The sequence below is a fragment of the Streptomyces synnematoformans genome (genome assembly GCF_039531005.1).
In the GTDB taxonomy this organism is placed as follows: Bacteria; Actinomycetota; Actinomycetes; order Streptomycetales; family Streptomycetaceae; genus Streptomyces; species Streptomyces synnematoformans.
The window spans coordinates 1-21,595 of sequence record NZ_BAAAPF010000103.1; the positions used below are offsets into that span (position 1 = coordinate 1).

Annotated in this window: 13 protein-coding genes and 2 pseudogenes; 8 read left to right on the plus strand and 7 right to left on the minus strand. The window is 73.0% G+C overall.

Going from position 1 to position 21,595, the window contains the following annotated elements:
* Positions 1-252 precede the first annotated feature (252 nt).
* Entirely contained in the window at positions 253-3,000 is a 2,748-nt protein-coding gene (locus ABD317_RS16960; RefSeq protein ID WP_425582379.1) for an exo-rhamnogalacturonan lyase family protein, read from the plus strand.
* Between the two features lie 291 nt (positions 3,001-3,291).
* On the opposite strand, the gene ABD317_RS16965 is transcribed toward ABD317_RS16960, so the two are convergent.
* The gene (locus ABD317_RS16965) at positions 3,292-4,095 is read right to left on the minus strand and encodes a FadR/GntR family transcriptional regulator (RefSeq protein WP_344290815.1); all 804 of its coding nucleotides are present in this window, start codon (positions 4,093-4,095) and stop codon (positions 3,292-3,294) included.
* A gap of 156 nt (positions 4,096-4,251) precedes the next feature.
* Between ABD317_RS16965 and ABD317_RS16970 the strand changes: the two genes are divergently transcribed.
* The 5 genes from ABD317_RS16970 to ABD317_RS16990 are packed head-to-tail and all read left to right on the plus strand — an operon-like array spanning position 4,252 to position 11,148.
* A complete protein-coding gene (locus ABD317_RS16970) occupies positions 4,252-6,660 on the plus strand; it encodes a beta-galactosidase (protein WP_344290816.1) in 2,409 nt (802 codons plus the stop codon).
* Positions 6,653-7,978, plus strand: coding sequence for an ABC transporter substrate-binding protein (locus ABD317_RS16975; RefSeq protein WP_344290817.1), 1,326 nt, complete (start codon positions 6,653-6,655; stop codon positions 7,976-7,978). The genes ABD317_RS16970 and ABD317_RS16975 overlap by 8 nt, the downstream gene beginning before the upstream one ends.
* Positions 7,975-8,934 carry a carbohydrate ABC transporter permease gene (locus ABD317_RS16980; protein WP_344290818.1) on the plus strand — a complete coding sequence of 320 codons (960 nt, stop codon included), beginning with the start codon at positions 7,975-7,977 and terminating at the stop codon, positions 8,932-8,934. Before ABD317_RS16975 ends, ABD317_RS16980 begins: the two co-directional genes overlap by 4 nt.
* A complete protein-coding gene (locus ABD317_RS16985; protein WP_344290819.1) occupies positions 8,931-9,803 on the plus strand; it encodes a carbohydrate ABC transporter permease in 873 nt (290 codons plus the stop codon). The genes ABD317_RS16980 and ABD317_RS16985 overlap by 4 nt, the downstream gene beginning before the upstream one ends.
* A gap of 49 nt (positions 9,804-9,852) precedes the next feature.
* Complete coding sequence (locus ABD317_RS16990) at positions 9,853-11,148, plus strand: cellulase-like family protein (RefSeq protein ID WP_344290820.1); 1,296 nt, start codon at positions 9,853-9,855, stop codon at positions 11,146-11,148.
* Positions 11,149-11,193: 45 nt separating this feature from the next.
* Here the strand turns inward: ABD317_RS16990 and ABD317_RS16995 are convergent, their stop codons facing one another.
* The gene (locus ABD317_RS16995; RefSeq protein WP_425582380.1) at positions 11,194-12,717 is read right to left on the minus strand and encodes an alpha-amylase; all 1,524 of its coding nucleotides are present in this window, start codon (positions 12,715-12,717) and stop codon (positions 11,194-11,196) included.
* A 563-nt stretch (positions 12,718-13,280) separates the two neighbouring features.
* Here ABD317_RS16995 and ABD317_RS17000 point away from each other — a divergent pair.
* Together ABD317_RS17000 and ABD317_RS17005 are read left to right on the plus strand one after the other, a co-directional pair.
* Positions 13,281-13,982 (plus strand): class I SAM-dependent methyltransferase, encoded by a 702-nt coding sequence (locus ABD317_RS17000; protein WP_344290821.1) that lies wholly within the window; start codon positions 13,281-13,283, stop codon positions 13,980-13,982.
* A 114-nt stretch (positions 13,983-14,096) separates the two neighbouring features.
* Positions 14,097-15,680: an alpha/beta hydrolase gene (locus ABD317_RS17005; protein WP_344290822.1), complete on the plus strand. Its 1,584-nt coding sequence runs from the start codon at positions 14,097-14,099 to the stop codon at positions 15,678-15,680.
* Positions 15,681-15,715: 35 nt separating this feature from the next.
* Here the strand turns inward: ABD317_RS17005 and ABD317_RS17010 are convergent.
* The 5 genes and pseudogenes from ABD317_RS17010 to ABD317_RS17030 all read right to left on the minus strand — a co-directional run.
* Positions 15,716-15,931 (minus strand): annotated as a pseudogene (locus tag ABD317_RS17010) (carboxylesterase/lipase family protein); the annotation flags it as partial.
* Between the two features lie 146 nt (positions 15,932-16,077).
* Complete coding sequence (locus ABD317_RS17015) at positions 16,078-16,725, minus strand: DUF5825 family protein (RefSeq protein ID WP_344290823.1); 648 nt, start codon at positions 16,723-16,725, stop codon at positions 16,078-16,080.
* A gap of 41 nt (positions 16,726-16,766) precedes the next feature.
* Positions 16,767-18,701: a RiPP maturation radical SAM C-methyltransferase gene (locus tag ABD317_RS17020; protein ID WP_344290824.1), complete on the minus strand. Its 1,935-nt coding sequence runs from the start codon at positions 18,699-18,701 to the stop codon at positions 16,767-16,769.
* Positions 18,702-18,905: 204 nt separating this feature from the next.
* On the minus strand, positions 18,906-20,915 hold the full coding sequence (locus ABD317_RS17025) for a S9 family peptidase (protein ID WP_425582381.1): 2,010 nt from the start codon (positions 20,913-20,915) through the stop codon (positions 18,906-18,908).
* A pseudogene (locus ABD317_RS17030) lies at positions 20,912-21,595 on the minus strand (MFS transporter); the annotation flags it as partial. The pseudogene ABD317_RS17030 and the gene ABD317_RS17025, both read right to left, overlap by 4 nt.

The window sequence follows — 21,595 nt, forward strand, 5'->3', positions numbered from 1 at the left end:
TGCAATCCCACCACGTCGACTACTTCCTCGGCGCCGGCATGACACAACCCCCGCGCCCCGACATCAGCTACGCGGGCGGCGGCTCCGGCCGGTAGCGGAGCGCACCGCGGGCCTGTGCGTGCGCGCAGGCCCGCGTGTCTCCGTACCCCCCGCCCCTCCCGGAACACACACCCGTGCCACGGCACTCGCCGCCGCCCTCGAGCAAGCGCTTACCGTACGCCTACTCCCAAGGAGTTGACCACCGTGGTTCCCATGAGCCGACGTGCAGTGCTGGCCTCCTCCGCCGGTGTGGCCGCCGCGGCCGCACTGTCCTCCGCGGGCGGCCGCGCCCACGGCGAGCCCGTTCGCCAGGCGGCGCTCCCCGGGCTGACGGGGCACGACCCCGTCGGCCTGCGGTGGCTCGAAGGCGGGGCTCCGGCGGCGCTCGCCGCGGGCACGACCTGGGGAGTGTCGTGGCCCCGCGGCGCCTTCGCGCCCGATCAGGAGTTCTCGCTCGCCACCGAGGCGGGGGAGCAGGTCCCCGTGCAGAGCTGGCCCACCGGCCGGTGGCCGGACGGCTCCGTGAAGTGGACGGCCCATGCGATCAGTGGAGCCGCGCCGCGCGCCGCCCGGTACCGGCTGCGGTCCGGCGTCCCGGCCGCGCCCGGCACACCCCTGACCGTCCGTACCGGCAACGCCGAGGTCACCGTGGACACCGGCGTGATCGAGGTGGCCTTCGGGCGCACGGGCGATCAGGTCGTCACGTCGATCCGGCGCGGCGGCGCGGTCATCGCCCGGGAGGGACGCCTCGTCGCCTCCCGGCAGGACCAGCCGGGCACCGACGGCGCCGCCGTGGTCAGGTCCGAGTCGTTCACCGGCGTCGTGCGCTCCGTGCACGTCGAGCAGGACGGCCCCGTACGCGCGGTGATCAAGGCCGAGGGCAGGCACGAGAACGACCGGCGCGGCTGGCTTCCCTTCGTGGTGCGGTTCTACCTGTACGCGGGGTCGGACGCCATCCGCGTGGTGCACTCGTTCGTCTTCGACGGGAAGGAGGACGAGGACTTCATCAACGGCCTCGGCGTGCACTTCGCCGTGCCGATGCGCGGCGCGCTGCACGACCGGCACGTCCGCTTCGCCGGCGAGGGCGACGGCGTGCTGGCCGAGGCGGTACGCGGGATCACGGGGCTGCGCCGCGACCCGGGAGCGGAGGTCAGGCGGGCCCAGTACGAAGGACGGGCGACGCCCGGCACGGCCACCTGGGACCAGCGGGTCACCTCCCGCCTGCGGTACATCCCCGCCTTCGGGGACTACAGCCTGGGCCAGCTCAACGCCCACGGATTCGAGATCCGCAAGCGCACCGGGCAGGGCCGCTCGTGGGTCCGGGCCGACGGCGGCCGGCGCGCGGAAGGACTCGCCTACGTCGGCTCTCCCGCCGGCGGCCTGGCCTTCGGCATGCGCAACTTCTGGCGGCTGCCCCCGACCGAGCTGGAGATCACGGGAGCCGCCGGCGACGAGGCGCGGGCGGCCGTCTGGATGTGGTCACCGCGCGCGGAGGCCATGGACCTGCGCTTCTACCACGATGGCCTCGGACAGGACACTTACGCGGAGCAGCTGGAGGGCGGTCTGGCGATCACCTACGAGGACTACGAGCCGGGCTTCGGGACCCCGTACGGCGTCGCGCGCACCACCGAGCTGACCTTCTGGGCGCTCGCGGCGACACCGACCGCCGAGCGCTTCACGGAGCTCGCCGCGGCGAACGCGACCCCGCCGCTGCTGGTCGCGAACCCCGAACACCACCATGCCGCGGGAGTGTTCGGCTCCTGGACACCGGTCGACCGCTCGACTCCGGCGAAGGCGGAGCTGGAGGACAAGCTCGACGCCATGCACCGCTTCCACCGGGAGCAGGTCGACCAGCGCTCCTGGTACGGCTTCTGGGACTACGGCGACATCATGCACACCTACGACCCGGACCGGCACGTGTGGCGGTACGACGTCGGGGGCTACGCCTGGGACAACTCCGAGCTCTCCACGGATCTGTGGCTGTGGTACCACTACCTGCGCACCGGCGACGCACAGGCGTTCCGCTTCGCCGAGGCGATGACGCGCCATACCGGCGAGGTCGACGCCTACCACCTCGGCGAGTGGGCGGGCCTCGGCACCCGGCACGGGATCCTGCACTGGGCCGACAGCGCCAAGCAGGTCCGTGTCAGCAACGCCGGCTACCGGCGGTTCTACTACTTCCTCACCGCGGACGAACGCGTCGGCGACCTGATGCACGACCTGGTCGACTCCGACCGCAGCTTCCTCGTCCTCGACCCGCTCCGCAAGATCCGCGACGGCGGTCCGCTCGACCCCGACCCCGAGGCGCTCCCGGTCGGGAGCACCACCGACTGGGGCGCGCTCGCGGCGGCGTGGCTCACCGAGTGGGAGCGGGGCGGCGATCCGATCGCCCGCACCAAGCTGATCAACGGCGCCCGGACGATCGCCGCCCTGCCCAACGGCTGGGTCCAGGGCGGGGATGTCACCTACAGGCTGTCCGACGGCACGTTCTCCGGGCCGGACGAGAAGAGCGTCTCCATCGGGGCGCTCAGCTCCGTCTTCGGGCTGATCGAGGTCATGACCGAGCTGATCGACCTGGTCGACGAGCCCGAGGTGAGGGACGCCTGGGTGTCCTTCTGCCGGCTCTACAACGCCACGGAAGAAGAGCAGCGCGCGGCCACCGGGGCCGGCTGGGGCAACCTCAACCTGCGGCAGGCGTACGCGCGCGCCACCGCGTACGCGGCGAAGCAGCTGGGGGACGAGGGGCTCGCGCGGCGTGCCTGGCAGGAGCTGCGCACCGGGCACGCGGGCTACCCCGAAGACCACCCGTTCACGTCGGAGCGCATCGAAGGTCCGGCCGTGCTCAATCCCGTGGACGAGGCGGACTTCTCCGCGAACGCCAGCGCGCAGTTCGGTCTGGCCGCCATCCAGTGCCTCGCCCTCGTCGGCGAACACCTTGAGCGGCCCGCCCGGAGGCCGTGAGCCGGGCCACGAAGGAGTTTCCATGCGCAGGAAACGGCGCACGTTCCTCCCCCCGGCCCGCACGCCGCTGGTTGATGAGCACCGCCTGGCCCGACGACCGGATGCCCTCTCGCTGGTCCAGCAGGGCGGTTAGCCGACAGACAGCCGCTGCCCGCCGTCTGATCCGGCGGGCGCGGCCAGCCCTCGGAGGGCCGAACTGCGGCCGGCCCTCCGAGGGCGCAGGCCCATGCCGAACCACTCGGCGAGCGGAGACGGTGATGTGATCGACGAAGGCGTGGACGCCGGTCCGCCCTACCGCGGTTCGGCGCCGGATCCCGGCGCTTTCGGGTCCCGGGGGCCGTCGTCCCGGGCGGGCCGTTCCGCGGTACGCCCCGTCGCACGGTGGTCCGGCCGGGTGGCGTACCCGGCGACCTCGTCGAGGTCGCGTACGGCCATGGCGAGAAGGCCGTGCATGGCGAGTTCGGCTCGTGCGGGGTCCTGGTCGCGAACCGCGTCGAAGACGGCGCGGTGGCTGGGCACGGGGTCGTGGGCGCCGGCGTGGGAGTGCACCATGCGGTCGCGCTCACGTAGGACGGGTTCCAGCAGCAGGTCCATGCGGGCGAGCAGCTCGTTGCCCGTCGCGGCCAGCAACGCGCGGTGGAAGGAGGCGTCGGCCTCCGCGGCGGCGGCGGAGTCGGCGTGGGCGTCGTCCATGGCCGCAAGGGCCGACTCCAGGGCGTCGAGGTCGGCCTCCGTGCGGTGCAGTGCGGCGCGTTGCGCCGCGGCCGGCTCGACGATCGAGCGCACGTCGGCGAGGTTCCGCATCAGTTGTTCGCCGCTGCGGCCGTCCGTGTGCCAGCGGATGACGTCGGGATCGAGGAGGTTCCAGTGGCCGCGCGGCCTGACGAAGGTGCCGCGCTTCTGCCGGGCGTCGACGAGTCCCTTGCCGGCCAGGACCTTCAGGGACTCGCGCATGACGGTGATGCTGACGCCCAGTTCGTCGCCGACGGCCCGGACTTCGAGCGTCGCCCCCTCGGGCAGCCGGCCGCCCACGATGCGGGCACCGAGTTCGTGCACGACCTGCCCGTGCACGCCGCGACCGGTGTAGGACGCCATGTGGGTTCTCCCCCTTGGTGCTTGAGAGCGCGGAGACGCGGTCGCGCGGAGGTGACCGCACCGGTCTGGTCATCCTACCAATGAAGATTAAATATGAATACATCTTGACACTGTCGCGGGTCAGCTCAACGATGAGCCTCATTCACGAGCCGCCCCATGCAGGAGGCACCCGCCATGTTGTCGCTGCACGTCCACGAACCGCCCCATCCCCTCGCGGGCCATCTCGCGATGGGCAGCCCGCGCGGAGCACCCGAGGTCCTGGCCGTGGACAGCCGACGCGTGCTGCGCGCGGGCCGTCCCTGGCTCCCGGTGATGGGGGAGTTCCACTTCAGCCGCTACCCCGCGGACGAGTGGCGGGAGGAGCTGCTGAAGATCCGGGCGGGCGGCGTCGACCTCGTGGCGACGTACCTCTTCTGGAACCAGCACGAGGAGCAGCGGGGCTCGTTCCGCTTCGACGGCAGCCTGGACGTCCGGCGGTTCGTCGGGCTCTGCGCCGATCTGGACCTGGCGGTCGCCATGCGCATCGGGCCCTGGTCACACGGGGAGTGCCGCAGGGGCGGCTTCCCCGACTGGCTGGACGGGGCGGAGTGCAGCCCGCGCACGGACGACCCCGCCTACCTCGACCTGGTCGGGCGCTACTACGCGCGGATCGCCCACGAGCTGCGCGGCCTGTCGCACGACCACGGCGGCCCGGTCGTCTCCGTGCAGGTGGAGAACGAGCTGTACGACCAGCCGGGGCACCTCGCGACGCTGCGGCGCATGGCCGAGGAGGCCGGCATCTCCGCGCCGCTGTGGACCGCCACCGCATGGGGTGCGGCGCAGATACCCCCGGACGAACTGCTGCCGCTGTACGGCGGCTACCCCGAGGCGTTCTGGGAGGACGCCCACCCGGGCTGGACGCGGGAGATGCGCCGCCACTACTTCTTCACCCCCATCCGCGACGACCACGCCATCGGGGCCGACCTCCGCCCCACCGCGCCCACGGGCGGACCGGAGAACAGCCCCGACGACCGCCGCTACCCCTACGCCACCTGCGAGCTGGGCGGCGGCATGGCCGTCGCCTACCACCGCAGACCGCTCGTCCCGGAACCGGACGTCACCGCGCTGGCGCTGACCAAGCTCGGCAGCGGCTCGGCCTGGCAGGGCTACTACCTCTACCACGGCTGTTCGCAGCGCCTGGACCACGCCGTCCCCAACCAGGAGTCGCACGCCACGGATTACCCCAACGACCTGCCGTCGGTCACCTACGACTTCCAGGCGCCCCTGGGCGAGTTCGGGCAGGTCCGCCCCTCCTTCCACGCCCTGCGCCTGCAACACCTCTTCCTCCGGGACTCCGGCGCCGACCTCGCGGACATGCCGCTGTGCCTGCCGGACAACGTGCCCGACGGGCTCGACGACCGGCAGACCCTCCGCTGGTCGGTGCGCGCCGACGGCTCCCGCGGCTCCGGCTTCCTCTTCGTCAACAACCACCAGCCGCACGAGCCGCTGCCCGACCACGAAGGTGCGCAGTTCCGCGTCGAACTGGCCGGCCGCACGCTGACCGTGCCGGACGAGCCGGTGACCGTGCCCTCCGGGGCCCACTTCGTCTGGCCGCTGGGGTACGAGGTGGGCCGTGGCATACGCCTCGCCTGGGCCGCCGCGCAGCCGGTCACCCGGCTGGAGATCGGCGGCACGCCCACGGCGGTGTTCGCCGCCACCGCCGGCGTCACCCCGCGGCTGCTCCTGCCCGCCGGGGTGGAGATCGAGGGCCCGGCGCAGGTCGGCAACCGGCCGGACGGCACGCTCGTGACCGTACCCGCCCCCGGCACGGACGCCCTGCTGACGGTCCGCGGCCCGCACGGACCGGTCACCCTGCTGGTGCTGAACGAGAGGCAGGCGCCGCAGGTGAACCGCATGCACCTGTGGGGACGCGACCGGTTGGTGCTGTGCGACGACGTCGTCCTCGCCGACGGCGCGGACATGCGGATCCACACGACCGCGGACTCGGTGGACGTCTCGCTCCTCCCCGCGCCCGACGCTCTGACGGGCCCCGGCCTCGCGGGGCCGGCCGCGGACGGCGCCTTCACCCGCTGGACGCTCGGCCGCACCGGGCCGCAGCCGCACGACCCCGTCGTGACGTGCGTACGTGCCGACGCGGTCGCCGCCCCCGCCCGTACCGGCGGGGCCCACGGCCGCGCTTCCGCACCGCTGGACGCCGACTTCGAACGCGCCTCGGTCCACCGGATCACCGTTCCGCCCGACGTGTTCGACGACGACGGGGAGGTGCTGCTGCGCGTCAGGTACACCGGAGACGTGGCCCGCGCCTACATCGGCGGCAGGCTCGTGGCCGACCACTTCTGGTACGGCCCCGACTGGGAGATCGGACTGCGGCGCTTCGCCGCCGGGGCCGTGCGGCACGGAGTCGAGCTACGGCTGCTCCCGCTGGCTCCGGCGAGCCGGGTGTACGTGGACGCGTCCGCGAGCGACGGCTTGAAGGCCGCCCGCGCGGGCACCTCCCTCGACGCCGTGTCCCTCGTGCCGCTGCGGCGGATCAGCCTCCTCGCCCGGGGAGCCGGCCATGACTGACCTCGGCCGCAGATCCCTGCTGCGCGGCGGCGCCGGCCTGGGCCTGGGCCTGCTGGCCGCACCCGCGCTCACCGCGTGCGGTACCGCGAACTCCGCGCCGGTCACCTCGGGTCCCGTGGACATCAGCCTGTGGACGCACGACCCCGGCTACATCACCACCTTCGAGACCGCGGTCACCGAGGCGGCGCTGACACGCGGCTCGCGCTTCGACTTCGGGGTCGACATCACCAACGCCGCCCCCACCGACATCGTGACCCGCATGATCGCCCAGGCGGTGGCCGACGGCGACCCCCCGGACCTGGCGGGCATTGTCATCGACCAGTTCCCGCGTGTGATGGTCCCGGGCATCGCGGAGCACCTGTTCACCGACCTGACCGAGACCGTGCGGCCCTTCGGGGACGACCTCGCCAAGCTCGCGCCGTACACGGTCGACGGCGTTCCCTACGGCCTGGACTCCGACAACTCGATCACCGTCTATTACTACCGCCAGGACCTCTTCGACAAGCACGGCGTCCCCGAAGACGTGGAGACGTGGGAGGAGCTGGCCGAGCACGGCGAGCGGCTGCACACCGACCACGAGATCAGCCTCGGCATGGTCTCCACCGCCGGCAACCTCGCCATCGTCAACGGCTTCCTGCAGTTCCTGCTGCAGCGCGGCGGCAGCCTCTTCGACGAGCACGGGGAGATCACGCTCCCCTCCGCCGAGGCCGTCGAGGTGCTGGAGTTCATGGCCCGCGGCGTGCGCAGCGGCTTCCTGCTGGCCCTGCCCGACCCGTACGGCAGCGCCTGCGGGGCCGCGCTGAAGTCGGGCCGCCTCGCCGCCACGGCGATGCCCAACTGGTACAACGTCTACGGCCTGCAGGCCAACGTGCCCGACCAGAAGGGCAGGTGGCGGATGCGCACCCTGCCCCGCTTCACCGGCGGCGGGCACATCGCCTCCACGATGGGCGGCACCGCCTTCACCGTGCTGAAGAACAAGGCCCACTCCCAGGCGGCCCTGGAGCTGCTCCGGCGGGTCTACCTCACCCGGGAGGGCCAGCTCCTGCGCTACCGCGCCGGCGGCTACCTGCCCACGCTGCGCCCGCTGTACGAGGACCCCGAACTCCTCGGCACCAAGGACGAGTTCCTCGGCCAACGGGTCTTCGAGGTCTACGGCCCGGCCGCCGACGACCTGCCGCTGTTCCACCAGGACGCCGGCATGCAGATTCTCGCCGCCGTCCTCGGCGGCCCCGTACTGGACGCGTTGAAGGGCCGCACCTCGCCGGCCGCCGCCGTCGAAGACGGCCTGAGCGCCTACCGAGAGCAGGTGAAGCGATGACCTCCCCGCTCACGACCCGCGCCGAACCGGTGACCGGCCACCGCGCCGCGTCCGCGCCGCCGGCGCCGAGGCCCTCGTGGTGGCAGCGCCACCAGCGCGCCCTCGCCCCGTACGTCTTCATCTCCCCCTTCTACGTGCTGTACGGGCTCTTCCTGCTCGTCCCGATCGGCGTCGGCCTGTACCTGAGCTGCACGGAGTGGGCGGGCCTCGGCACCCCGCGCTGGGTGGGGCTGCGCAACTACCGGGACCTCATGTCCGACGGCAGCTTCTGGACGTCGGTCCGCAACACCTCCCTCTACGTCGTCTTCACGATGTGCGTCGTCGTGCCCGCGGCGCTGCTGATCGCCCAGGCCCTCAACGCCCGGGGACTGCGCGGCCGCGACATGTTCCGGCTGGCGTACTTCATGCCCGTCGTGATCTCGCCCATCGTGGTCACCCTCGTCTTCGGCCTCGTCTTCGACACCGAGTTCGGCCTGGCCAACGGGCTGCTGGAGGCCGCCTTCGGCTTCGGCGGCATCGACTGGCTCGGCGATCCCGCCTGGGCGCGCGTCACCGTCGTGATCCTCGTGCTGTGGCGGTGGACGGGCTACCTGACCATCTTCTTCCTCGCCGGCCTGCAGAACGTCCCCAAGGAGCTGTACGAGGCCGCGGCGATCGACGGGGCCGGCCCGGTGCGGCGCTTCTGGGCGGTCACGCTTCCCTCACTGCGCCCGGTGACCGCCTTCGTCGCCGTCACCGTGCTGATCAGCACGGCCCAGATCTTCGAGGAGCCGTTCCTGCTCACCCAGGGCGGCCCCGGCGAGTCCACCCTCTCGGTCGCCATGTTCATCTTCCGCGCCGGGTTCGAGCGCCAGCAGCTCGGCTACGCGGCGGCCGCCGGCGTCCTGCTCTTCCTCGCCGTGTTCACGCTCGGCCTGCTCGCCCTGCGGGCCCTGAAAGTCGGGAGAGACCAGTGACGGCCACCGCCATCCGCACCGAGGCGCCCCGCGACGCGGGACGCCGCCGGATCACCCGCGGGCGCATCCTGCTCTACGCCTTCCTCGTCAGCCTGCTGATCGCCTTCGCGCTGCCCCTGCTGTGGGCGCTGTCCTCCTCCTTCAAGGCGCGCGCCGACATCTTCAGCTATCCGCCGCAGCCGCTGCCGCTGCCGGCGACCCTGGAGAACTTCCGCGGACTGCTGGACGGGCAGCCGTTCTGGAGCTGGTTCATGACCAGCACCCTGGTGGCGGGCATCTCCACCGTCGTGTCCGTGGCGCTGTGCTCGCTGGCCGGGTTCGCCTTCGCCAAGTACCGGTTCAAGGGCAAGCGGTTCCTGTTCAACCTGATGTTCAGCTCGCTCGCCGTGCCGTTCGCCGTCATCGTCGTGCCGCTGTTCATCATGGTCGCCAAGGCGCACCTGACCACGCCGTACTTCGCGCTGGTGGTGCCCTGGGTGGCGCCCGCGTTCGGCATCTTCATGATGCGGCAGTACACCGAGCAGGCCGTACCCGACGCCCTGATCGACGCCGCCCGCGTCGACGGCTGCACCGAGTTCGCCGTCTTCCGCCGCATCGCGCTCCCCCTGCTGCGGCCCGCGCTCGGCGCGCTGGGCGTGTGGTCCTTCCTCGCCAGTTACAACAGCCTGCTCTGGCCGCTGATCGTGGTCAGCGACCCCGACGACTACACCCTGCCGCTCGGCATCCAGGCACTGTTCGGCGCCACGGGCCGCCAGTACGACCTGGTGCTGGCCGCGGCGATGCTCGCGGCCGTACCGAGCCTCCTCGTGTTCTATCTGCTGCGCAAGCAGCTTCTCGAAGGGCTCACGGCCGGTGCCGTCAAGAACTGACGGCCGCCCCCTCCCGCACCCCGCACCTGAAGGAAGGCCCGATCCCGACGTGCCCATCGCACCCTCCGCCTACCCGCCCGCCACGCTGACGATCTCCCTGTGGGACTTCACCTGGTATACCCGCACCGGCCCCGGGGAACCCTTCCACGACCTCGACCGGGCCTTCGCGGAAGCCGTCGACCGCGGCTACAACACCATCCGCATCTGCGCCATGCCGCTGCTGCTCTTCGCCTCGGGCCTGGACACCCGGCAGCTGCGCCTGGGCCCGCTGGGCGGGGCGTACGGGCAGCGCGTGCGCTGGTACGACGTGGCGGGCCCGACCGAGATCGACGGCCGCCGGCACCTCCTGGCCCTCTTCCGGGCGGCCCGCCGGCACGACTGCCACATCATCCTGTCCAGCTGGGAGTACCAGCAGAGCCCGTCGTTCGCGGCCGACCGCGCCTGGTTCGACGCCGTGATGGCGATCGACCCCGAACGGCGCGCCGAGGCCCTGGCAGACGCGATGGCCGACCTCATCGACTTCCTCGCCGCACACGAGGGACTCGACGACCGCGTCGCCTTCACCGAGCTGCACAACGAGGTGCAGGCCGGGCACCTGGCGGACGGCCTGCCCGCCGGCGACACCGTCGTCGCGCTCAGGCCCCGGCTGGAGCGCGGCCTCGCCCGGTTCCGCCTGCGCCACCCGGACCGGCCGGTCACCGTCAACTACGCCCGCGTGCCCGTCGGCTCGCTGCGCGGCGTCCCCCCGGACATCGACGTCGCCGTCTTCCACCCCTACATCTACGGCGTACTCGACGAACTGCTGGACACCTTCGCACTCCGCGACCCCGCACGCCCCTTCCCGCAGGACCTCGTCCGGCGCGAACTGCTGCGGCCCGGCGCCCCGGACTTCGACGACTGGCTACCGCCGGCGGAGAACCGGTGGCGGCTGGAGGCCACGGTGGTGGGCCGGCGCGAGGTGTACGTACACGACTGGTGCGACCCGGACGCCTGGGACGCCTGGCTGTACGACCGGTACGCCGTACACCGGCTGGCGATGGCGGACCGGCTGCGCACCTGGATCGCCGCCGCCGCCGACTGGGCGGCGCACGCCGGAGTCCCCCTGGTCTTCGGCGAGGGCTGGATCGGCTACACGCCGCTGCACGGCACGTTCGAGGAGGGCCCCGTGGGGGCCGCGTTCTGCCGCCTGGCCCTGGCCGAATCCGCCCGCGCCGGCGCCTGGGGCTCCGTGGTGTGCTCCAACGCCGCACCGCACCACCCGATGTGGCGTGACGTCACGCTGCAACGGGACTGCGCCGCGCTCCTGCACGGACACCCCGGCCACGCGGAACGCCCGGCCGGGTGACCCCGGCCGGGCGCCTCGCTGACCCTCCTGACAACGGCCGGTCGGTCACGTGCGTCGCGACGACCTCTGGAATCCGCCTTTCCTGGCGGGGCTCAGCTGCGCCAGGTGTCGTTGAGCGTGAGCGAGCCATGGGTGGGAACGGGTGCTGGCGTTGACGTGGAACGACACGCCGTCCACCGGCTCGGGGGCGCCGCCGCCGTCGCAGTCGCGGGCGCCGGTGTGCAGGGCCAGCGCCGTGTCGGCGTCCAGCATGGCGGTGAACCGCCCGGAGCCGTTCACGGTCACGGCACGGCCGCTCTGGACGTCGCAGTAGGTGCCGGCCGCCAGGGAGGTCTGGAAGGTGCGGGTCAGGGAGGACCCCTCGTGGTTGAGGGCCACGAAGCCCCGGCTGCCGCGGCCGAAGGCGATCGCGTCGCCCCCGTTGTCCCACCAGTCGGTGACGCCCTGACCGCGGGTGGCATTGCGGAAGCCCACCATGGACTCGATCTCCGGCCACGCGTGCTGGCACTTCCAGCCGTCCTGGTAGCAGGCGTCGACCCGCCCGTTGTTGGGCGGCCCGGCCTCCTTGTCGCTGAACTCGTAGCCGGAGTGGACGTCCGGCGAGCCGTAGGGCCAGGCCAGCATGAAGACGTTGGCCAGGGTGTAGTCGGCGCCGCTCTTGTAGCTGAGGGTGGAGCCGTTGCGCTCGGTGTCGTGGTTGTCCACGAACACCGCACTGCCGCCGGAGGGCATGTAGCCCCAGCCCGCACCGAAGTTCTTCAGGAAGGCGAGGTTCTCGTTCTCGAAGACCCGCTTCAGGTCACGGCCGTAGCGGAACTCCTGGACGTCACCGGTCCCGCGGTACTCGTCCGGCAGGATCGGCTCTCCCGCGCCGAAGATCGCCTCCTGCTTCCAGTAGGCGTCCGGGTCGGTCAGCCGGGTCTTGATGTCGGCCAGATCACGGGCCGGGATGTGCTTGACCGCGTCGATACGGAAACCCGCCACACCCAGCGAGAGGAGGTCGTTGAGGTACTTCGCGATCCGGCCGCGCACGTAGTCCTTGCCGGTGTTGAGGTCGGACAGGCCCAGCAGTTCGCAGTTCTGCACGTTGTCGCGGTCGCCGTAGTCGTCGCCGATCGGACGGCGGCAGTCGTTGAAGTCCCAGTCGCTGTACGGTGCGTCGGGGTAGTCGTACTTGGTGTAGCGCGACCCCGCCGTGCCGGTGCCCGAACCGGCGGTCATGTGATTGATCACCGCGTCCACCACCACGCCGACGCCCGCGCTGCGGCACGTGTCGACCATGTTCCGGAACTGGTCACGGTTGCCCAGGCGACTCTGGATCCGGTAGCTGACCGGCTGGTAGGCGGTCCACCACTGACCACCCTGGATCTGCTCCTGCGGCGGGGACACCTGGACGTAGCCGTAACCGGCGGGCCCCAGGCGCTGGGTGCACTCGCGGGCGATGGAGCCGAAGCTCCAGTTGAACATCACCGCGGTGACGTCCTTGGCGCCCGGCGGCGCCGCTTGGGCTGCGGGGGCCGAGGCGGCCAGTGACAGCGCGCCGCCGGAAACCGCGATCAGACCGGCCATGAACGCGCCGACAGGTCTCTTCCAGCCTTGCGATCCGTGTCTGCGTTGACGTAGAGCGAACAAGACTCCTCCTGAGAGTGGGCGGGGTGAGGCCGCGAAGGCAATGCGCCATGCCCGACAGCCCAGTGCTCCCTTGCAGGCATTCTGCAAGAGCTTGCAGACGGACCGTAGGACCGGCCTGGAGGTCGGTCAAGGCTTTGGGCGTGACCGCGCGGCTTCCCCGGCCCCGCTGCGGCGAGCATCCGTCAGGACCGGCTGAGGAACTGCGTCGCACCCGCATGCGGCCGCCATCGCCAAGCCGCGGTCATCAATGCAAGAGCTTGCAGCAAGCCGAGTAACAGGTAGCCGCACTCGACCCGCAGGACGCGCGCGTGGCCGCCGCGTGGCGCCCCCGGGGCCCGGGGCTCCCTTCGCCGGTAGCTAAGCGACGTGCCCGGAGGGCTGTCCCCGGTGGCCGACTCTGTCAGGGTGGGCGCATGACCGTGGGGTTCAGTGGTGACGTCGCCGAGTACTACGTGCAGTACCGCCGTGGGTACCCGTCTGAGGTTCTCGATATCTTGTAGGTGGCCTTCGTGCTGACCGCCGAGGACGCCGTACTTGATCTCGGATGCGGCACGGGCCAGCTGGCCGTTCCTCTCGCGTCCCGGGTCGGTTCGGTCATCGGCATGGACCCCGAGCCGGACATGCTCCGGCTCGCCAGGCAGGCCGCGGCAGCGCGACCGGTGCGGAACGTGACGTGGGTGCTGGGCGCCGACACCGACGTCCCTGCGCTGGGCGGGCTGGTGGGACGGCGGTCCCTGGGGATGGCCGTGATCGGACAGGCGCTGCACTGGATGCGGCACGAGGAGCTGTTCCGGGCGTTGCTTCCGCTGTGCCGCCGAAGCGGGGGAGTCGCGGTGGTGGCCAACGGCACGCCGTTGTGGCTGCAGGACAGCGCCTGGTCCCGCGCGCTGCGATCGTGCTTGGAGGACTACTTCGGCACCCGGCTGGAGGCCACGTGCGGGACCGGCGCGGACGACCGGCGCCGATACGCCCGGGCGCTGGAGGCCGCCGGGTTCGCCGACGTGCGCGAGGCCGTCCTCGACTACCGCGATGAGCTCGGCATCGACGAGGTCATCGGCTCGGTCTTCTCCGCAATCCCCGCGGGCCGGCTTCCCGGCCCGCAGGAACGGCCGGCCCTCGCCGAACGGATCCGCCGGGCGCTCCCCCCGGCCCCCCACCGCGAGAACATCCGGGTAGCCACGCTGGTGGGGCGGGTGGCGTGAGCAGTCGGTGAGGCGGCGACGGCAGCTGAGTGCACCGGCGTAGATTTGTAGTCCATCGGACTTTTGTGCGGCACGTCTTCCGGCGTGCCGGGGGGCCGCAGGGGGGACTCGCGGATGCGTACGCGGCGCTGGATCTCGGAGCGTTCGGCGTGGTTCGGCGGTGCGAGGCGGGTCGCGGCGGGCATGCTCGCCGCCCTCCTCGCGGTCGCGGTAGCCGGATGCGACCTCATCGAGGACTCGGACCCGTCCGCGTCCGAGAAGGGTGGGGCGGGCCCTCGGGTCGAGCGCAAGGCATCGAACCCGCCGCCCGGGTTGCCCGCGGCCTTCACCGCCGGCCAGCGGCTCGACTGGTCGGCCTGCCCGCCGCCGTCCGCGGCGCAGGGAGACGGCGACGCGCCGGGCGCGGGCTGGGAGTGCGCCACGATGAAGGCGCCGCTGGACTACCGGCGGCCCGGCCGCGACACGATCGACGTCGCGCTGATCCGGCAGCGGGCCACCGGAGAGGAGAGGCGGCGGATCGGATCACTCCTGCTCAACTTCGGCGGACCCGGACGGTCCGGGGTCGTGGGCCTGCCCCGGTACGCCCCCGACTACGCCCCGCTGCGCGAGCGCTACGACCTGGTCAGCTTCGACCCGCGCGGCGTCGGCGGGACCGCCCCCGTCAGCTGCGGGAAGGAGTCGTTCGAGGGCAGCGACGCCTGCGAGAAGCACTCCGGCCGGCTCCTTCCGTACGTCGGCACCTCGCACACGGCCCGCGACCTGGACCTGATGCGCTACCTCCTCGGCGACGAGAAGCTGCACTACTTCGGCGTCTCCTACGGCACCGTGCTGGGCGGCGTCTACGCCCACCTCTTCCCCGAGAACGTGGGCCGCCTCGTGCTCGAAGCCCCCGTCGACCCGACCCTGGACCGCCTGCAGGGCGAGATCAGCCAGGTCCGGGCCGTCCAGCGCGCCTTCGACCGCTTCGCCGAACACTGCGCGGACGCCTACGACGACTGCCCCACCGGAAGCGGCCCCGCGCAGGCCCGCCGGCGCGTCATCGCGCTGCTGGACAGGCTTGAGAAGACGCCCGCGCCCACCGGCGGCGGGGAGAAGCTCGACGCGGACCTCGCCGCCCTCGCCATCGCGAACTACCTGGACCTCGGCGAAGACGGCCGCCGACCGCTGGTGAAGGCGCTCACCGAGGTCATGGAGGAGGGCACCGGCCGCAAGCTGATGGAGGAGGCGTACGACCACCCTCCGGGCGCCCGCGGCGTTCCCGCCCGCGGCACGGCCTCGGGCGGCAACGGCACGTCCGCCTACGTCGCGATCACCTGCGCCGACTCCAACGTGCGCCCCGGATTCGACCGGACCGCGGAGATGGCCGACCGGATAGCAGCGGCCTCACCCGTCTTCGGCAGGGCCTGGTCCGGGGGCGTCTACCTCTGCTATGACTGGCCGTTCGAAGGGGAACGCGCCACCCTCGACGTCAGCGCGGACGGGGCCGCCCCCGTCCTCGTCGTGGCCAACACCGGCGACCCGACGACGCCGTACGAGGGCGCCGAGCGCATGGCGGGGGAGCTGGGCGGGAACGTCGGCGTCCTGCTGACCGTGCGGGACGAGGGCCACGGGTCCTACCCCCACAACCGCTGCGCCGCCGAGGCCGTCCACACGTACCTCTTCGACGGCACGCCCCCCGGCGACGACACGGTGTGCTAGCGCGGCCGGCCGGTGGAGGCGTGTCGGTGCGCCGGTCAGATCCAGGCCCGTCGTTCCCGGCCGCGGGGGTCGACCTGGGTCCACTCGGCGCCGATGCGCATCGTGGCCCGGCGCGTCGTGTCGTACGCGTCCCTGCCGGGGTTGCCGGTCCTCGCGAAGCGGATTCAGGCCCCGTGCGTCCGGGCGGCGAGGTCCGCGGGAGGCCGCTCTGCACGATCGCCCGGCCGAAGAGGCCCGCGGCGTCGAGGGCGGCGAGGTGGTCCCGGCCGACTGGCCGAAGAGGGTGACGTTGGTGGAGGGTGACCAGGACGACGCCGTCGCGCGCGAAGGCGGAGCCGTCACCGGTGGTCGGTCCCGAAGGTCCGGCCACCGGCAGGGCAACGAGAGCCGGGCGGCGTCAGATCGCCATCGCCTCCTGGATCCACCGGCGTACCCGATACGGGTACCACCACACCATCGGGCCGACGTCCCCGACGAGCCGTTCCGACCGGAAGGCGTCGAGGATCGCCGGCGGGACCGCCGACGCCGGTGCTCCCTGGGCGAGCAGGCCGATGGCCTCCTGGTAGTCGGGTTCGTCCACGGTGAAACGGATGAGGTCGCCCCAGCGGCGGTCCCGGATCTGGATGAAGCCCGGTCCCTGCCGCCAGAGGCACTTGCACAGGTAGTGCTCCTTGCGCCACGCACGCAGGGCGGGCTCCGGGTCGGGCGGTCCGGTCAGGGACAGGGGCGGCTGGAGGTGGTTGAGCGGGCGCCAGGCGTCGGCTTCCGGGGCGGTGCGCAGTCTCCATTCGACGTAGACGGCGTGCGCCGTCAGCTCCCGCACCAGGCACAGCGTGCGTACCGTGCGGGCGGCGGTCGCGGGGTCCTCGTTGGCGTCCGGGCGCAGGTCGGTGGTGCCCGGCAGGCGGACCCGGCGGGCGCCGCGGCGCCAGAGGCGGGCGGCGGCCTCGGCCGGTGGGCCGGAGGCCAGCAGGTCGCCGAGTGACATTCCGGGCAGGGCGGCGGCCTCGGGTTCGTAGTCGCGCCAGGCGGCGACGGTGTCCATGGTGCTCCTCGGATACGGGACGGGGGCGGGGCGGGGCCGCCTCACGAGACGGCTACGGCGGGCGGGGCCGGGGACTCCGCGGGGGACTCCTCGTCCGCGGCGGTCGCGCGGCGCATGAACTCCAGGCGCAGCAGGTCCTCGTTGACGGCGGCCGGGGCGACGTGCACGTACTGGCCGGCGTCCGTGAACACCACGCCCCACTCCAGCCAGCGGTCCAGCAGCTCCTGCACCGACGCCTCGTCCACGGCGGCCCCGGCGAGCTGCCCGGTGAGCTTCCGGGCCAGCGCCGCGGGCTGGTGCGGCTGGTCCAGCAGCCGGAAGGCGGCCAGCTCCACCGGACGGGTCAGCTCCCGGGTGCGCCAGTCGAACGCCCGGCGGCGGCTGACCAGCAGGATCCGGTCGCCGAGGTCGGTGTGGGTGAGCCGGCTGGAGGCGTGCGCCTCGTGCCAGGTCTTGATGGCGTCGTTGAGCCGCTGGGCGGTCTGCCGCCCGATGCCGCGCTCGGGCGCCTCGAACACGTAGGCGAGGTCGTACAGCTCGGACTCCGGCAGGTCGTAGGTGAAGCGGTACTGGATGTCCGGGCGGAGCGTCTCGAAGCCGAGTTCGGGGCGGCTGAAGTAAGGGCTGAAGCGCTCGATGGCGATGCGGGCGGAGAGGTCCACGGGCGGCCTGAGGTGCTCCAGGGCGGGGAGCTGCGCGATCACCGGGTCGTAGTCCTCGTCGCGTTCGTCCGGGAAGCCGTGCAGGTAGTTCCAGGAGACGGCCAGGCCGGTCTCGGCCCCGTCGCGCAGCATCCGTACGTTCTGGCAGCCGCTGACCCCCTTGTCCATCAGGTTCAGCACCCGGCTGTTGAGGCTCTCGATACCGGGCTGGACGTAGATCATCCCGGCGTCGGCGAGGGTCTGGAGCTGGGAGCGGCGCATGTTCGCCTTGATCTCGATGTGCAGCCGCAGGTCGTAGCCGCTGTCCACGATGCGCGGGAGCACCGTCCGCACGTACCCCATGTCCAGGATGTTGTCGACGACGTACATGTCGAGGACCCGGTGGGTGCGCGCGAGTTCCATGATCTCGTCGTAGAACCGCTCCGGGGTCTTGCTGCGGAACTCCATGAACGTGCCGTTCAGCCCGCAGAACGTGCAGTGGTGCTTCTCGCCCCACCAGCAGCCGCGGGCGCCCTCCACGACGAGCTTGGGCTCCACCCAGTGCCGTGCCGCGGAGGCGGCGAGCCGCTCGAAGTAGCCCGTGTAGTCGGGGGAGGTGATGGCGGCGGGCGGGAGCGGGGAGGCCGCCATCGGGTTGGCCACCGAGGTGCCTTCGGCGTCCCGCCAGCACAGGCCCGGTATCGCGCGGGGTCTGCCGGACCCCTCCACGACGTCGAGCAGCCGCGGGAACGCGGCCTCGCCCTCGCCGCGTACGACGTAGTCGACGAAGGGGAAGTTGCGGTGCGCCGCGTGTCCCTGCTCCGCGTCGCAGTTGGCGCCGCCCAGCACGGTCGTGATGTGCGGTGCGAGCCGCTTGACGTGTTTCGCCGCCGCCAGGGCGGCGGTGTTCTGCTGGAACGTCGAGCAGAACCCGACGACGTCGGGTTCCCGGGCCACGATCTCGCGGGCGGTCCGCTCCACGAACTCCGGCGCGAGGGCGTGCAGTTCGTGGCATCGCCGCATCCGGGTCTCCGAGAGCTTGCCGCCGAGCGCGGCGGTGAACTCCTCCGTGCGCCACGAGGGGTCGTCGTAGAGCGCCGAGGAGAAGATCCAGTCCCCGCAGCCGAGGAAGTAGGACGAGAGGGAGTAGAACTCGTAGTCGTTCTTGCCGAACTCGGTGCGTTCGGTGATCCAGTCCGTGTATTCGAGGTTGGCGTGGTAGACCTCCGCGGTCGTACCCGGCCGGTTCGCGGTCGCGCTGCGCTTGAGGATGCCCAGCGCGAGCGAGGGCACGTCGATCGGGGACCAGGGCATGTTGACCAGCAGCACGCGCATGGGCGGACTCCTCGGGAGGGTCGCTGTCGGGCGGTACGGTGGCGGGCCCGCGGCGCCGTCGCGGCGCCGCGGGCCCGTCCCGGCCCGGTGTCTCAGGCACACCGGGCCGGGACTCTCGCTCAGAACTCCTCGTGCTCCTCCGCGTTGCGGATCGGGATCGTGATGGTGATGGAGACGCCCGGGCTGCGGTTCCCCTCTTCGTCCTCAAGCGGGTTGTTGTGGATGACGTCCTTCTGCATGGTCGTGGCCTCCCTTCGCGGTGCCGGTGGACTGTGCCGGAGGCTCGGAGCCACCGGCCTGACGGGCCCCGCCCCGGTCGGGGCGGGGGGCTGTGGGTGCCGCTCGGCGCGCTGCCGCGGCCAGGTGGCCGTGCAGGAACTCCAGGGCACGGCGCAGCGTGGCCACGTGGTCGGAGCCCCGGTAGCCGTCGTGGCCGGACTCCAGCCACAGGGACTCGTGCGGCGCTCCCGCCGCCCGCAGCGCCGCCAGGTAGTCGGCGATCTGCTGCGGCGGGCACTTGGCGTCCCGCGCGGCGGCGACGACCAGCACGGGAGCGGTGACATCGGCGGCGTAGGTCACCGGCGAACTGCGCGCGTAGCGCTCGGGTACGTCCGCCGGGGTGCCGCCGAAGAGCCGCTCGTCCAGGGCGCGCAGGGCCGGCAGGCCGGTGCGGTGGGCGGCGGCGAAGTCGGCGATCGGCTTGACGGCGACCCCGGCCCGCCAGAGGCCGGGCCGTACCCCGAGGGCCAGCAGGGCCAGGGCGCCGCCCCACGACGTGCCCCACAGCCCCACGGCGTCGCGGCGCGCCAGACCCCGTCGCAGCAGGTCGGCCCGTACCGCCACCAGGTCGTCGACCTGCGTGAGCCCGACGCCCCCGCTGAACGCGGCGCGCCAGCGGGGTCCGTAGCCGGTGGAGCCGCGGAAGTTCACGCGCGCGACGCCGAGGCCCGAGGCCACGAGGGAGTGCACGATGCCGTCGTAGGCGTCCCGGTCGTGGTCCGCGGGGCCGCCGTGCAGCAGGAACACCAGCGGGGCGGGGCGCGCGCCGGTGCGCTCCGGGAGGCTGAGCAGGGTGTGTACGGGGCCGTCGGGCCCCGGGGTCCACAGTTCGCTGTGGACCCCGGGTACGCCCTCGGTCTGGATGCCGAGCACCGGCAGCCGCGCCCGGGCCTCGCGGTCCGTCGCCGTGGTGCGCAGCCGCGGCGGGTTGGCGCTGTCGGTCCACACGTAGTGGATCTCCCCGCCGGGGCGGGGGGCGGCGTCGGGGATGCTGCCGGGCGGGGTGGCGAGCGTGGTCACGGTGCGCCGGTCCAGGTCGGCGGTGTGGAGCAGGCTCCGTCCGTGTCTGTCCTGGCGGATCAGCACTCGGCGGGCGTCGGGGTACCAGACGGCGTCGATCTCGGTGTCGAAGGTGCACCAGCCGTGCTCGCGGAGTCCGTGCCGGGCGTCCCAGGTGGCGAGCCGGTACCGGTCGCCGTACTCGGTGACCAGCAGCAGCTCGGCGGAGCCGGAGAGGGCGGAGAGGGCGGAGAGGGCGGAGGGGCCGGTCGCGGGGGCGAAGCCCCGCACCCAGACGCCGGCGTCCGGCCGGTCGCCGCCGAACTCCGCGACCGTACGGCCGTCCGCGGCCAGCACGGTCACCGCGCGCTCGGCGTAGGGCGGTCCGGCGACGGCGAGCAGACCGCCGTCGGGCGACAGCCCGGCCAGCCGCCACGGGCCGGGTGCCCGGTGGACCGGGCGCGCCGGGCCGCCCCGCCGTCCGAGCCAGACGACCAGCCCGTCCGGGCCGCCGACGCCCGCGGCGACCTGCCCGGCGGCGTTCATCGCCAGCCCTCTCGGGGTGCCCGCCGGGGCCGGGGGCAGTGCCGTACGGTCCGGACCGCCGTCGAAGTCCTGCACCCGCCACACGCCGCGGCCGTCGAGGTCCTCGTCGAACCACCACACCGCGCCGTCCCGGTCCAGCGTGCCGTAGAGAGTGCCGTGCGCCCGGTCGGTCACCTGACGCGTGCGTCCGGCCGACGCGTCATGGGCGAACACCTCGCAGCGGCCGCCGGCGTCGGCGGTCAGCACCATCCGGTACGGGTCCGTGGGGCAGACCTCCGGGATGACGGGGCGGGAGAGGCGGTAGCCGCGCTCCGTCCCCGCCGTGCCGGACCCGGCACCGGCGGTGCGCGTCCCGCCCTTCTCCGGCACGTCCGTTCCGCCGGTCGTCACGCGGCCTCCTTCCCCAGCACCCCGGGGGCGCGTCTCGTGGACCACAGGGCCAGCACGGCGAACGCCGCGGCGCAGGACAGCGCCGTGCCGCCGGTGCCGGCGGCACCGTCGACCCCGCCCGCGGCGACGGGCCCGGCCGCGGCGGCCAGCCCGGTGGCGGTGGCCAGCACCGTGCCGGTGCGGGACTGGAGTTCCTGCGGAGTCACCTCGATGGCCCGGGACTGCAGGACGACCGCCGCCGCCGGCAGCAGCACCCAGATCACCCCGAACAGCAGGGCGCAGGCCCAGACCCGGGTGGTCAGCGCGAGGCCGGCGGCGGGCGCCACCAGCAGCCAGGACACGGCGACCACCAGCCGGGGACCCGGCAGGGCGCGCGCCAGGCGGGGCGCGAGCAGCGCGCCCGCCAGCACGGCCGCGCCGGCTATCGCGAGCACGGCCCCGACCGGCCCACCGGCCGCGCCCGCGCCCTGCAGGGTGAAGATCGTGCCGTAGGAGAGGGCGGCCAGCAGCAGGCTCATCACCGCCGACCAGAGCACCACGAAACGCAGGAACGGCTCCCGGCGGACGAACCCCGCCCCGGCGCCGAGTTCGCGGAGGAAGCCGCGGCCGGCCGCGGCGAACCCGCCGCCGGCGGGCGACGGGCGGCCGGGCTCCGCAGCGCCGCCGCGGCGCGGCCCGAG

What these genes read in the sequence shown, in the direction of transcription:
- ABD317_RS16960 (WP_425582379.1), top strand. Translation starts at nt 253, where the DNA reads ATGAGCCGACGTGCAGTGCTGGCCTCCTCCGCCGGTGTGGCCGCCGCG.
- ABD317_RS16965 (WP_344290815.1), bottom strand. Translation starts at nt 4,095, where the DNA reads ATGGCGTCCTACACCGGTCGCGGCGTGCACGGGCAGGTCGTGCACGAA.
- ABD317_RS16970 (WP_344290816.1), top strand. Translation starts at nt 4,252, where the DNA reads ATGCAGGAGGCACCCGCCATGTTGTCGCTGCACGTCCACGAACCGCCC.
- ABD317_RS16975 (WP_344290817.1), top strand. Translation starts at nt 6,653, where the DNA reads ATGACTGACCTCGGCCGCAGATCCCTGCTGCGCGGCGGCGCCGGCCTG.
- ABD317_RS16980 (WP_344290818.1), top strand. Translation starts at nt 7,975, where the DNA reads ATGACCTCCCCGCTCACGACCCGCGCCGAACCGGTGACCGGCCACCGC.
- ABD317_RS16995 (WP_425582380.1), bottom strand. Translation starts at nt 12,717, where the DNA reads ATGGCCGGTCTGATCGCGGTTTCCGGCGGCGCGCTGTCACTGGCCGCC.
- ABD317_RS17005 (WP_344290822.1), top strand. Translation starts at nt 14,097, where the DNA reads ATGCGTACGCGGCGCTGGATCTCGGAGCGTTCGGCGTGGTTCGGCGGT.
- ABD317_RS17015 (WP_344290823.1), bottom strand. Translation starts at nt 16,725, where the DNA reads ATGGACACCGTCGCCGCCTGGCGCGACTACGAACCCGAGGCCGCCGCC.
- ABD317_RS17020 (WP_344290824.1), bottom strand. Translation starts at nt 18,701, where the DNA reads ATGCGCGTGCTGCTGGTCAACATGCCCTGGTCCCCGATCGACGTGCCC.